The 12,618-nt window shown below is 47.1% G+C and carries 16 protein-coding genes; 11 read left to right on the top strand and 5 right to left on the bottom strand.

What is annotated here, in order from left to right; genetic code table 11:
* The first annotated feature begins 6 nt into the window (after window positions 1–6).
* Window positions 7–453 carry a ComEA family DNA-binding protein gene (locus QUE65_RS02295; protein ID WP_286281627.1) on the top strand — a complete coding sequence of 149 codons (447 nt, stop codon included), beginning with the start codon at window positions 7–9 and terminating at the stop codon, window positions 451–453.
* A gap of 40 nt (window positions 454–493) precedes the next feature.
* Window positions 494–1,420, top strand: a complete 927-nt coding sequence (cysM, locus tag QUE65_RS02300; RefSeq protein ID WP_286281628.1) for a cysteine synthase CysM — start codon at window positions 494–496, stop codon at window positions 1,418–1,420.
* On the opposite strand, the gene QUE65_RS02305 is transcribed toward cysM, so the two are convergent.
* A complete protein-coding gene (locus QUE65_RS02305; RefSeq protein ID WP_286281630.1) occupies window positions 1,417–2,697 on the bottom strand; it encodes a lytic murein transglycosylase in 1,281 nt (426 codons plus the stop codon). The two genes, cysM and QUE65_RS02305, sit on opposite strands and share 4 nt — an antisense overlap.
* A gap of 83 nt (window positions 2,698–2,780) precedes the next feature.
* Here QUE65_RS02305 and QUE65_RS02310 point away from each other — a divergent pair, with 83 nt between their 5' ends.
* From QUE65_RS02310 to QUE65_RS02320, 3 genes are read left to right on the top strand one after another with little or no spacing between them, the layout of a single operon-like run.
* Window positions 2,781–3,701, top strand: coding sequence for a histone deacetylase family protein (locus QUE65_RS02310; protein WP_215371629.1), 921 nt, complete (start codon window positions 2,781–2,783; stop codon window positions 3,699–3,701).
* Window positions 3,702–3,751: 50 nt separating this feature from the next.
* Window positions 3,752–4,501 carry an electron transfer flavoprotein subunit beta/FixA family protein gene (locus QUE65_RS02315; protein ID WP_286281632.1) on the top strand — a complete coding sequence of 250 codons (750 nt, stop codon included), beginning with the start codon at window positions 3,752–3,754 and terminating at the stop codon, window positions 4,499–4,501.
* Entirely contained in the window at window positions 4,501–5,430 is a 930-nt protein-coding gene (locus QUE65_RS02320; protein WP_286281634.1) for an electron transfer flavoprotein subunit alpha/FixB family protein, read from the top strand. The genes QUE65_RS02315 and QUE65_RS02320 overlap by 1 nt, the downstream gene beginning before the upstream one ends.
* Before the next feature lie 7 nt (window positions 5,431–5,437).
* Here the strand turns inward: QUE65_RS02320 and QUE65_RS02325 are convergent, their stop codons facing one another.
* Window positions 5,438–5,893 (bottom strand): hypothetical protein, encoded by a 456-nt coding sequence (locus QUE65_RS02325; protein ID WP_286281635.1) that lies wholly within the window; start codon window positions 5,891–5,893, stop codon window positions 5,438–5,440.
* Window positions 5,890–6,354 (bottom strand): META domain-containing protein, encoded by a 465-nt coding sequence (locus QUE65_RS02330; protein WP_215371636.1) that lies wholly within the window; start codon window positions 6,352–6,354, stop codon window positions 5,890–5,892. The genes QUE65_RS02325 and QUE65_RS02330 overlap by 4 nt, the downstream gene beginning before the upstream one ends.
* A gap of 238 nt (window positions 6,355–6,592) precedes the next feature.
* On the opposite strand from QUE65_RS02330, the gene rpsP reads away from it, so the two are divergent.
* From rpsP to QUE65_RS02360, 6 genes are all read left to right on the top strand, one after another.
* Complete coding sequence (rpsP, locus tag QUE65_RS02335) at window positions 6,593–6,838, top strand: 30S ribosomal protein S16 (protein WP_215371638.1); 246 nt, start codon at window positions 6,593–6,595, stop codon at window positions 6,836–6,838.
* Between the two features lie 27 nt (window positions 6,839–6,865).
* A complete protein-coding gene (gene rimM / locus QUE65_RS02340; RefSeq protein WP_286281637.1) occupies window positions 6,866–7,402 on the top strand; it encodes a ribosome maturation factor RimM in 537 nt (178 codons plus the stop codon).
* 17 nt (window positions 7,403–7,419) lie between these two features.
* Window positions 7,420–8,172, top strand: coding sequence for a tRNA (guanosine(37)-N1)-methyltransferase TrmD (trmD, locus tag QUE65_RS02345; RefSeq protein WP_286282398.1), 753 nt, complete (start codon window positions 7,420–7,422; stop codon window positions 8,170–8,172).
* 82 nt (window positions 8,173–8,254) lie between these two features.
* Window positions 8,255–8,653: a 50S ribosomal protein L19 gene (rplS, locus tag QUE65_RS02350; protein ID WP_215371643.1), complete on the top strand. Its 399-nt coding sequence runs from the start codon at window positions 8,255–8,257 to the stop codon at window positions 8,651–8,653.
* Between the two features lie 71 nt (window positions 8,654–8,724).
* On the top strand, window positions 8,725–9,456 hold the full coding sequence (locus tag QUE65_RS02355; protein ID WP_286281638.1) for a CoA pyrophosphatase: 732 nt from the start codon (window positions 8,725–8,727) through the stop codon (window positions 9,454–9,456).
* A complete protein-coding gene (locus QUE65_RS02360; RefSeq protein ID WP_215371647.1) occupies window positions 9,453–10,409 on the top strand; it encodes a CobD/CbiB family protein in 957 nt (318 codons plus the stop codon). The genes QUE65_RS02355 and QUE65_RS02360 overlap by 4 nt, the downstream gene beginning before the upstream one ends.
* On the opposite strand, the gene rsgA is transcribed toward QUE65_RS02360, so the two are convergent.
* On the bottom strand, window positions 10,354–11,349 hold the full coding sequence (rsgA, locus tag QUE65_RS02365) for a ribosome small subunit-dependent GTPase A (protein ID WP_286281641.1): 996 nt from the start codon (window positions 11,347–11,349) through the stop codon (window positions 10,354–10,356). The genes QUE65_RS02360 and rsgA overlap by 56 nt on opposite strands.
* Before the next feature lie 13 nt (window positions 11,350–11,362).
* A complete protein-coding gene (locus tag QUE65_RS02370) occupies window positions 11,363–12,613 on the bottom strand; it encodes a M48 family metallopeptidase (protein ID WP_286281643.1) in 1,251 nt (416 codons plus the stop codon).
* Window positions 12,614–12,618: the final 5 nt, after the last annotated feature.

Below are 12,618 nucleotides of genomic sequence, written 5' to 3' on the forward strand. Positions count from 1 at the left end.
AAATATATGGGTTTATCGTCTTTGTTTCATACATCCGCTAACGCCTTATCCAAACAATCGATGATTGGCATGATGGCTTTAGCGCTGGCATTGCCGCTTAGTACTTCCTTTGTAAATGCCGCTCCAGTCAACGTCAATACGGCAAGTCAAACTGAGCTAGAGAGTATTCGTGGACTGGGACCCTCAAAAGCAAAAGCGATTATTGCTGAGCGAGAAAAAGGCGGGGCATTTTACGATTCATATGATTTGCAATCGCGTGTTCGAGGTATTGGTGAGCGCTCAGTTGGCAAATTGATGGAGAATGGCTTAAAAATTGAAGGCCAAAGTGGATACCGTGAAACAAAAAGTAGCCCTCGTGCAGAGGCGCGTTCCACTAAAAAGACCCCGAAGTATCAAGCTAAAGCGCCTGCGGCGGAGGGCGAGCGATCGACTGATTCGCGTCAGCGCTATTGAAACCAACTGCTTTTGATGGAGTTGTCGCTAAAATAAGTCCATGACCCAATCCAATTCATCCGCAGCACTTTATCCAACCATCTCTCAGACCATTGGCAACACGCCATTGGTTCGTTTACAGCGTATTCCAGGTATGGATAATGAGCGGCGCGGTAATGTAATTTTGGGTAAGTTGGAGGGTAATAATCCAGCGGGGTCGGTCAAGGACCGACCCGCGCTGTCGATGATCAAGCATGCTGAGTTGCGGGGTGATATTAAGCCCGGAGACACCTTGATCGAGGCAACGAGTGGTAATACCGGTATTGCAATCGCAATGGTTGGGGCGATGTTGGGCTACAAAATTATTTTGGTCATGCCGGAAAACCAAAGTCTCGAGCGTCGACAGAGTATGGCTGCGTATGGAGCAGAACTTATTTTGACTTCCAGTTCTGGCGGGATGGAATTAGCCAGAGATTACTCTGAGCAATTACAAAAAGAGGGGCGTGGAAAGCTATTGGATCAATTTGCTAATCCAGATAATCCGCGGGCTCATATCGAGACTACGGGGCCAGAGATTTGGCGCGATACGCATGGCCAGATTACTCATTTTGTTTCTGCGATGGGGACCACAGGAACAATTACTGGCGTGTCGACGTATTTAAAGTCAATGAATCCCGATATTCAAATTATTGGTGGACAGCCCGAAGAGGGTTCACAGATTCCTGGAATTCGGAAATGGGCACCTGCTTATTTACCAAAAATCTATCAAGCCGAACGCGTCGATCGAATTGAATACGTGACCCAGGCCGAGGCCGAGGAAATGGCACGCCGCATGGCCAAGGAAGAAGGCATCTTTTGTGGTGTTTCTGCTGCAGGCGCCCTAGTCATCGCGCTACGCGTTGCTCAAACGGTTGAAAATGCCACCATCGTTTTTATTGTGTGTGATCGAGGTGATCGTTATTTATCAACAGGCGTATTTCCAGCCTAATTACTTGGCTTTAGTGGCTTACTCGATTTCTTCGCTTTGCTATCTTTCTTAGCTGCTTTAGCTGGCGTGGATCGATTTTTGCTAGCTGGCACCTGCTCGAGTTTCTCGATCCGCTCTCGCGTGATCACACTTTTATTTTGATATCCCAGCGCCTGCGCAAATTCAGCAACACTTTGGGCATAAAAGTAACTGCGGTTGTAGTTCACGATACTTAGAAAGTTTTGTAGTCCAACCACGTAAGTAGTTTCCGTCTCTTGATTGGCTCCGGGTGAAGGGAGATCAACAACCAAAGCCTTGCTGCTTGGTTCCACTCCGCCTTGAAGGAGATCACCATTGTTGGGTTCCAAAATACCCAATTGAATCAGTTCTGCTACCGTGATTTTGGCAATCGGCTGGCCATCAGCGAGTTCGATAATTTTTGCTTGCGTTTTATCATTTTCAATCACTGGAAAGTAGATTGGCATACCCGGTTGCCAGCCGTGTACTTTAAGAAAGTTGGCGACGCTAAAGATTGCATCGCGTCGATTATTGCGAAGATCAATTACGCCATCGCCATCGCCATCGGTGGCAAATTGCAAAATACTTCCAGGCATGAATTGAGGAAGGCCAATAGCGCCCGCATAAGAGCTACTTTGATTGAGGCAACGATTAAAAGAATTTTGCCTGTTCTTGGCCTCTTGCCAGCATAAAATAATCAGGTCTTTGAGCTGATTCTCAAATAGAATCTCTCGCGCAGCTTGATTGGGGGCCTCTGGGTAATCAAACGCAAGCGTGGTCAGTACGTCCTTGACCCGAAAGTTTCCCATTTGCCGACCATAAATCGTTTCCACACCGATAATGGCTGCAATGACTTGATGAGGGACACCCGATTCTGATTCGGCGGCCTCTAGAGCGGCTCGATTTTGCTCAATAAAGCTAAGACCGGCCCGAATCCGAACCGGTTCAACAAAACGCGAACGGTATACCCGCCAATTTTTTTGAAAGCTAACTGGCGGGGGCGCAACTAATTTTTTGATTTGAGATAGGTTTTGGACATCTTTAAAACCATTCTCTAAAAATGTTATGGGGATATTTTGTTGCTCGGATACCCGATTGAGGAGATCTTGGAGTGATGATGTATCTCGTTTGGCGTTAGATATGTTGATCTTACTGGGAGGGACCTTTGCGATGGATTTCGAGTCCTCATTGTTGGCTGTGTCTGGCTGCTGAGTGGTGGATGCGCAAGCGCCTAACAGAACCGTTAGTGCGAGACTGGAGAAAAACGGTAGAAAGTTCAAGATCGCGCTAAGATAATAAAAATAGTATTTTTAATACAAATTCATACTAAGTATAGTTAGTTGTTATTCACTGAGAGACAAATATGAGTACTGCCTACATAAGCCACCCCGACTTTATGAAACACGAGATGGGCCGCCATCACCCAGAATGCCCAGAACGAATTGCAGCAATTGAGGATCAATTAATCCAAAGTCGTCTTGATGCACACCTAAAGCGAATTGATCCACCACTTGCCTCGGAAGCGGATATCACTCGAGTTCATAGCGAGGATCATTTAGCATTTGTGAAGAGTAAAGCACCTTCTAGTGGCTACTCGATGATTGATGGGGATACGATCATGAACCCTGCCACTTGGACTGTTTCGTTACGTGCGGCTGGCGCCGCGATAGCAGCGGTTGACGCAGTCATGCAAGGTGAAGTGAACAATGCATTTTGTGCGATTCGTCCCCCGGGGCATCATGCTGAGCCGCATCGCTCAATGGGATTTTGTGTATTTAACAATGTGGCTATTGCGACACGCTATGCGATTGAAACCTACGGTTTAGATCGAGTGGCTGTGATTGATTTTGATGTTCACCATGGTAATGGTACAGAAGCTGCGTTCATCAACGATCCTCATGTACTGATGTGCAGTTTTTTTCAGCACCCTTTCTATCCATATAGTGGTCTTGATGGCGGAGACAATATGGTTAATGTGCCCTTACCAGCAAGCACCAACGGCAAGGTTGTGCGCGAAATGATTAGTCAAACCTGGATCCCACGTCTTCATGAATTTAAGCCCCAATTGATTATTATTTCAGCGGGTTTTGATGCCCACCGTGAAGATGATTTAGGTCAAATGGGCCTGGTTGAAGATGATTATGTTTGGATGACTAAGCAGTTGATGGAGATTGCCAATCAGTATTGTGAGGGCAAGATTGTGAGTTGCCTTGAGGGTGGATATAACCTTTCGGCATTAGGTCGCAGTGTGGCTGCTCATTTGAAAACTTTAGCCGAGATCTAGTCTAAATCACGATAAAATAACGATTTGGGTAAGCATAAAGGTCGTCTTTTATGAAGATTTTGGTCGCAGTTAAGCGAGTCGTCGATTACAACGTTAAGGTTCGCGTAAAGTCGGATCAATCCGGGGTGGATATTGCGAACGTCAAAATGAGCATGAACCCCTTTGATGAAATTGCTGTTGAAGAGGCGGTGCGACTAAAGGAAGCAGGCCTTGCTACAGAAATTATTGCCTTTTCAGCAGGCTCTCAAGCGTGTCAAGAGACGTTAAGAACGGCTTTGGCGGTTGGCGCAGACCGAGCTATCTTATGTGAGACCGAGATCGAATTACAGCCCTTGGCAGTTGCCAAATTACTTCAAGCAATCTATATCAAAGAACAGCCGCAACTCATCATTATGGGTAAGCAAGCAATTGATGATGACAGTAACCAAACGGGGCAAATGGTGGCTGCTTTGCTCAATCTTCCGCAGGCAACATTTGCCTCTAAAGTAACAATTAGTAATGGCCAGGCATCGGTCACGCGTGAGGTTGATGGCGGTCTTGAGGCCGTTGCAGTCTCTTTGCCTGCCGTGATCACAACCGATCTTCGTCTAAACGAGCCGCGCTATGTCACCCTGCCCAATATTATGAAAGCCAAGAAAAAGCAGTTGGATGTTGTGAAGCCTGATGATCTCGGTATCGATATCACGCCACGGTTGAAAACAATTCGGGTCGAGGAGCCACCTAAACGCTCTGCAGGGATCAAAGTGGCTGATGTTGCAACCTTGATCGATAAACTAAAAAACGAAGCAAAGGTACTGTAATGGCTGCACTGGTTCTCGCTGAGCATGATCAGCATTCATTAAAAATGGCTACGCATCACTCGGTAAGCGCTGCTAAGCAGTGCACCAATGAAGTGGATGTTTTACTAGTTGGCCATGATATCGACGCGATCGCACAAGAGGCTAGCAAGATAGAGGGAGTTCGTAAGGTTATCTATGCGAATGCACCGCATTTTGCGAATCAGTTACCGGAAGTAGTTGCCGAGCAAATTCTTGCCCTAGCTTCCAGTTACGATTACTTCCTAGCGCCCGCTACGGCCCATGGTAAGAGCGTGATGCCACGGGTTGCGGCAAAGCTTGACGTTGCACAGCTCTCCGATATTACTAAGGTTGTGTCGCCCGATCAGTTTGAGCGTCCCATTTATGCAGGTAATGCAATTGCGACGGTACAAACGATTGACTCCAAAAAGGTAATTACGGTTCGAACGACTAATTTTGATCCTGCGAATACTGGCGGATCATGTTCAATCGAATCAATTGCTACCTCAGAACCATTTGCTGCGAGTCAATTCATTGGTCGTGAGTTGACTAAATCGGATCGTCCCGAATTAGCGGCTGCCAAAATTATTGTTTCCGGAGGTCGTGGACTTGGCTCTGCCGAGAAATATAAAGAGTTAATTGAGCCATTGGCCGATAAGCTCGGCGCCGCCCTCGGTGCTTCGCGTGCTGCAGTGGATGCAGGCTATGTTCCCAATGATTATCAAGTGGGTCAAACTGGGAAAATTGTGGCCCCACAGCTATATATTGCAGTGGGGATCTCGGGAGCAATCCAACATCTCGCTGGGATGAAAGACTCTAAAGTAATTGTGGCGATTAATAAAGATCCAGACGCACCAATCTTTGGGGTCGCAGACTATGGCTTAGTTGGCGACCTTTTTACCTTAGTGCCCGAGTTAACTAACTCGATCTAATGCCACCTTATTGACTCAGCTTTTTAGCTTCCTCAATCTGGTAGATGAAAAATTGCTCAAAACCAATTGCTAGAAAGCTCATCATCGCTCCTGCACCAATCACCAGGGACAGGATTACGCAAATCACTACTGGCCAGCCAGACTCCGTTTTTTGTTTCCCTTGAAATGACGCGTTGAATTGCGCATCCCATTTTTCATCGGGACGCAAACCAAACACAATCGTGCTTAACCAACTTGCTTCCAAGGCAATAAATCCAAGAACAATTAAAACCCAAGCTGCTGCAGAGGACTCTGGACTTGTGTTTAAAAGCAAAAACCCTAGAATCCCAGCAATTAGAGACGTAAGCTGAATCCAACCCCAAAAACTTTTGATACCGAGTAAATAAAAGCAATTGAATCCAGTACCAGGAAGAAAGAGCCCTAGCGCAGAAAATATTAACTTAGACCGAAATGGAGTGCTCATGGATTAGTTCGTTGGATTAAGTTAAAACCTAACACCTCGCGGTTGGGACCAATGATAAGTAAATAATTGCCATCGCGTGCAATACTTCGGTAATCCCTCAATAGATACAAGAATTCGCGTTCAATCTCGTCACGATTGGAGGCGCAGGCCATACGAGTCGTAGCAATTTGTTCAATCTGAAATCCCCGCGAGTCTTCTATGATTTGCGCATTAAAGCGATTGCAGCCACTATAGCCACTTGCTCGGCCTTGACTAAATTGCAAGCTAATTTTTTGACCACCATCGCTAGGCATCGATCGAAGACGAACTTCACCCATGGTGTTAGGCGCCATATTCCAGCGATTGAGTTCCCATTGCGTGCCCACCAATTCGGAGTAGGGCGGGGTTGTTTTTCCAGGACATGGTGGGACCAGATTGGCACAACCGATTAAAAAAAATGGCGCTAGGGTAACGATACCCATCAGCTGCCTTTTGCCTTGTAAAACCCGAAGCACTGAGTTTTCTTTGTAACCTATTGATCTATATGTATTTTTTTTGGTCACGGTCAATAATCTTTCATGGAATGATGGAGTTTTTTGGTCATTTCGTCTAGAATATGAGGTTTTCTGTAATCGTCACTCTTGTTGGTCATTTAGGCCCTTTGGAGCAAAGACGATTTGGTCAACCATTTTGTAATCATTTGATTTTAAGGAAATACCTATGGTCGTTATTCGACTTGCCCGCGGCGGCTCTAAAAAGCGCCCTTTTTACAGCATCGTTGCTACCGACAAACGCAATCGTCGTGACTCGAACTTCATCGAGCGCTTGGGTTACTTTAATCCTAAAGCCTCTGAAAAAGAGCAGGCAATGCGCCTATCCCAAGACCGTTTAACGTATTGGTCTGGTGTTGGTGCGCAAATTTCGCCAACGGTAAAGCGTTTGATCAAGGATCATCCAGCGGCCTAAAACTTGGCCATAATTAATGGGGGAGCGGTGAGCGGTCATCCATCCCCCTCTGATTTAGTTGATTTAGGCATTGTCTACGATGCCCAGGGCCTCAAAGGCCACATTAAGGTCCGCCCATACTCCCCTGATCCAGTTGCTCTTCTAGCATCCAAAGAGGCATATTTACAGGGCTATGAGGCTGGAGCCAAGCCCACCGTTTATCGCGTTCAATCTGCAAAAATTCACTCTGGCTATGTGGTGATGCTTTTGGACGGCATTTGTGATCGGGACGCTGCATTGGCCCTTAAGGGTTGGGCGGTATCGCTTCCCAGAGATGCATTTCCACCACCTGAGCAAGATACCTATTATTGGATTGATTTAATTGGGTGCGAGGTCTACAACGAACAGGGAATTCATCTGGGGGCGATTCTTGATATGGCTGAATTTGGCGCCCATCCAATCATGACGATTGGTAGTGAGCTGATTCCTTTTGTCCCAGCGATTGTTAAATCGGTTCAGTTAAAGTCGGCCGAGTTTCCATCGGGTAGGGTAGTCGTGGATTGGCAGCCAAATTGGAGTCAATAGGCATGGAAAAGACCAAAATGGATTTTGATGTGCTTACACTCTTCCCAGAAATGTTTGCCGCTCTTACTCAGTATGGCGTGACTGGACGCGCCTGTGAGCAACAACTAACTTCTGTAACCACTTGGAATATCAGAGATTTTTCGGAGGATTCCCGAAAAACCGTTGATGATCGAGCTTATGGTGGGGGTCCAGGTATGGTGATGATGGCAAAACCCCTGGAATCTTGTTTGGAGGCCGTTGGCCGGTCCCATGTAGGTCGAGGATTGGGCAGCGGACCGGTTTGTCTTCTAAGCCCTCAGGGAGAGCCATTTACCCAGAAGTTAGCAACAGATATCCTCAATTACCGACAATTAACCTTAATTTGCGGTAGGTATGAGGCAGTAGATCAACGTTTTATTGATGGAAAAGTCGATTTAGAGATCTCAATCGGAGATTTTGTCGTATCGGGGGGCGAGTTACCTGCCATGATCCTTATGGATGCTGTAATTCGCTTAATTCCAGGGGCCTTGGGAGATGAAGGTTCGGCTCTGCAGGATAGCTTTATGAATGGGCTTTTGGACCACCCCCACTTTACCCGTCCGGAGATTTATGGAAATAAATCCGTCCCCGACGTGCTTTTGGGCGGACATCACGCTAAAATAGCGGATTGGCGTCGGCAAAAGTCATTAGAGCTGACGTTCAAGCGCCGCCCAGATCTCATCGTCAAAGCGCGCGCTAATGGGTTGCTAAGTCCAAAGGATGAGGCGTTTTTGAAGACGCTTGAATCCTAAAGGTTTGGCGAAAATTAAATTGCATCCTCTATTGAGTCCACTTGTGTGGGATTAACGTCAATACGATGCCAAAGGAGTTGAAATGAATTTGATTCAAACTATTGAGCAAGAGGAAATTGCTCGTCTAACCGCCAACAAAACGATTCCAAGTTTTGCGCCTGGCGACACCGTGGTTGTTAGTGTGAATGTTGTTGAAGGGACCCGTAAACGTGCGCAGGCCTTTGAGGGTGTAGTAATTGCTAAGCGCAACCGCGGCCTAAACTCCAGTTTCATCGTCCGAAAGATTTCATCTGGTGAGGGCGTCGAGCGTACTTTTCAGACTTATTCCCCGCTGATTGCTAGCATTGAAGTGAAGCGTCGCGGTGATGTCCGTCGTGCTAAGTTGTATTACTTGCGCGATCGTTCTGGTAAGTCTGCACGTATTAAAGAAAAGTTAACTGCACGCGCTAAAGAGACAGCGGCCGAGCAAACGGCTGAGTAATTCATTTGGTTCATGCCATTAAGGCGACTTCGGTCGCCTTTTTGTTTTCTTAAATCACCTAAAATGACGGCATGGTTAATTCATCTGCATCGATCAGAAAAAGCTTAGCGGCGCCACCTCATTTCAATCCCCGCAGCGTACCAATTTCACATCGCTGTGAAGATCAAACGCGGGTTTCTGATCATCTGTTCAATGCAAATGTTCTGCGTCAACGCTTCGCCTCGCCACCAGCCTGGACTCCTGAAATTACCGATGAAAATCGACATGTGATCGCAAGTAACATCATCGCGCAACGGGAGGCAGAGGGGCTAACCACAGAAGCTGCTATTTTGTTGCCAATTGTGATGCAATCAAACGGTTTGCATGTGCTTTTAACGCAACGAACGGAGCATTTGCATGATCATGCCGGGCAAATTAGTTTTCCAGGTGGGCGCAAGGACTTTGACGATGAATCCATTATTACTACCGCATTGCGTGAAAGCGAAGAGGAGATTGGCTTGCCCAGCGACCATATTGATGTAATTGGGACCATGCCAGAGTATTTGACCGTGTCCGGTTATCGGGTGACCCCTGTGGTTGCCTTAGTCGCGCCTCCTCAGGCATATCGTCCAGACCCATTTGAGGTGGCGGATATTTTTGAGGTTCCTCTGTCATTTCTGATGAACCCAGCAAATCATGAGGTGCGGGTATGGCATAGTGATGAGGGCTCACGGCGATTTTATGCAATACCGTATGCGGATCGCTTTATTTGGGGCGCTACAGCCGGAATGTTACGAAATCTATATCATTTATTAAAAGCATGACCTTTTTCTCCATTCTCTTCGCACTGATTGCCGAGCAATACCGGCCTGTTACCGCATCGCATTGGATACGGAGAATGAGTGCCGCATGGCTCGATTGGGTCGCCAAAGAGTTTGGTGGTAAATCTGAGCAGGGCGCAACCCCAGTGGGCGCTCGTCTAGCGTGCTTGGTTGGCTTTGGTCTTCCAACCCTATTGGTGTTTGTGATTTATCTACTTGCATATGTTGTGAGCCCACTATTGGCGTTTGCGTGGAACATCATCATCGTCTATCTATTCTTCGGTTTTCGTCAATTTAGTCATTCGTTTACTGAGGTCCACGAAGCGATTCAAAACCACGATCTTCTGGCAGCCCGAAAGGCGCTACAAGAGTGGGTAGGGGATGAGTTGGACACTTCCCACTTATCTCAAAGCGAAATCATTGCGATTGCTCTGGAGCGAGCGATTGTTGGAGCGCATCGCCATGTGTTTGGCGTATTTTTCTGGTTTCTTATGCCCATTGGCCCTGCTGGGGTCGTTTTATATCGATTGGCGGATAAAGCAAGTCGTCGATGGGAGGCGTTTGGTCTGAACCTGTCAGAAGCAGCTAAACACTTTTTCTTCATCCTGGATTGGGTGCCAGTTCGCCTCAGTGCAATTAGTTTTGCAATCGTGGGCAATTTTGAAGATGCGATTTATGCATGGCGTAACTTAACCAGTAAATGGGCGGACCCACTTTCAGCTGTTTTACTGGCCTCGGGTAGTGGCGCACTCGGAGTTCGTTTGGGCGAGCCTCTACGGGAGCCAACCAGTGATGAGGCATTAGCAAGGGCTGAGGCGGGCGAGCCACCTGTTTATGAGATTGGCCATGAGCCCAGTGAGCGATCCATGCGCTCGGCAATTGGTCTTGTGTGGCGAGCCCTTATCGTTTGTATGGTGGTTTTAGCGATGTTGACCATCGCTCTCTGGATGGGCTGATTCCCTGGATTTGGATATCGGCTGTTTTCGAGTCTGAGACCAGCTGTTTAAAGAGTGCTAAGCGCTCGCTCGCAATTGCACCTGATAAGACAGCCGCTTGAACCGCGCAATCGGGCTCGTTGTCGTGTTTGCAATTATGAAAGCGGCATTTTCCTAAATAGGACCTGAACTCCCGAAACGCATGTTGCAATTGGCTTTCGGATACATGGGCAAGGCCAAATTCCTGAAATCCTGGCGAATCAATAATCGCTCCCAAACAATGGATATCGCGACCCCATTCCGGTAAATCAAAATAGCGACAGGCTGTCGTGGTGTGTTTGCCACTATCTAGTTTTTGAGAGTATTCCTGGGTTACGGCTGCGGCATTGGGAACCCAGGCATTGAGAAGAGTTGACTTACCCATACCAGATTGACCCACCAAAACCGATACCTTCCCCCTTAAGAGCGGGTGAAGTATTTCAAGGGATTGGGGATTAAATTTTGCAGAGACCTCATGCACGGCATAGCCCATCGATTTGTATGGGGCAAGCTGATCACGTGCAACCATAAGCTTTTCTTGCAGATCGCATTTGTTCAAAATAATATGAAGGTCGATTTGATTTAGTTCGGCTGCAATCACTGCGCGCCCGAGAAGGTCTGGAGAGAATGCAGGCGCGGTTGCCAAAACAATCAATATTTGATCGACATTCGCAGCGATACTCTTACTTTTGAATGCGTCCGAGCGATACAGTAAATTCTTGCGAGGCTCAATCTCAAGAATGCGCGCTTGATCAGCGGATGTGGCCTCAAGAATTAACCGATCACCGACAGCACCGAGGTGTTGTTTGCCGGGGACGCTCACTTGAATAAAGGGTCCACCATGGGATCCATCAGCCTCAATTCGTTGCGCTAAATAATGCCTGCCATAAGAAGCGCTCAGAAGGGCACGAAATGAACCCATTACCGAATATTACTCATGCAAAACGTTGTAGGTGTGCAATCCGCAATGGAGCAGGGGGATGCGAGCTATAAAAAGCGGTGTAGATGGGGTCCGGGGTGAGGGTGGAAGCATTGTCTTGATAAAGTTTTACAAGAGCAGAGATAAGCGCATTTGCAGATGATTTCTGGGCGGCAAAATGATCTGCTTCGTACTCATGTTTACGCGAGGCAAGACTTCCCAATGGTGTAAAAAAGAATCCAAATACAGGCGCTACCAACATAAAAAGGGCGAGCGCAAGACCGCCGTTATAGCCGGTAAGATCAGGAGTTACTCCGAGGCCAAAATAGAACCAGGGTTGAGTGCTAACCCATCCCAAAATGGCTAGCATTACAAAACTGAGGGCAAATGAGACAAGTAGACGTTTGCGAATATGTTGACGCTTAAAGTGACCTAGCTCATGGGCTAAAACCGCTTCGACTTCTAAAGGCTCTAGTTTTTCAATGAGAGTGTCAAAAAAGACAATACGTTTGGCTTTACCAATGCCGGTGAAATAGGCATTACCGTGGGCACTGCGTTTGCTACCATCCATCACGAAAAGACCTTGACTCGCAAAGTCACAGCGCTTTAAGAGCTGCTCAATTTGAGTTTTTAAGGGGCCATCCTCAAGCGCCTTAAATTTGTTAAATAAGGGCGCAATTACCGTTGGAAAGAGCCATAGCAACAAGGCATTAAATAGTGTCCAAACGATCCAAGTCCACAGCCACCAATACGAGCCACTGGTGGCCATGAGTTCCAGAACCAGCCACAGTAGCGGCAGGCCAAGCACCGCCGCTAGAGCAATTCCTTTGATGGTATCAAGCCAAAAGAGGCGCGGAGTCATTCGATTAAAGCCAAACGCTGCCTCAATACCAAATTGCTTTTTCCAGGTAAAGGGTAAATCTAAAATCCCCGAAATGAGTGCCAAGGAAACTAAAAGAAGCATTTGCTGAGCAATGCCTGATCCCAGCATGCTTAATAGCATTTGATTAAGCCACTCTAAGCCACCAAGTAAAGTGAAGCCGATCAAGACGAATGCACCAAAGGCATTTTCGAGAAGTCCGAAGCGTAATTTTGCAATGGTGTAATCAGCCGCTTTTTGATGATCGGCTAAAGAAACTCGGGAAGCAAATTCATTCGGTACACTAGCGCGGTGGAGGGCGACGTGGCGTATTTGTCGCATGGCCAACCAGTGGCGCATGCCGACGCTCAATAGTAGGGCGGCAATGAAGATCAATGTAAAGGTCATGAAAG

The organism is Polynucleobacter sp. HIN8 (genome assembly GCF_030297615.1).
In the GTDB taxonomy this organism is placed as follows: Bacteria; Pseudomonadota; Gammaproteobacteria; order Burkholderiales; family Burkholderiaceae; genus Polynucleobacter.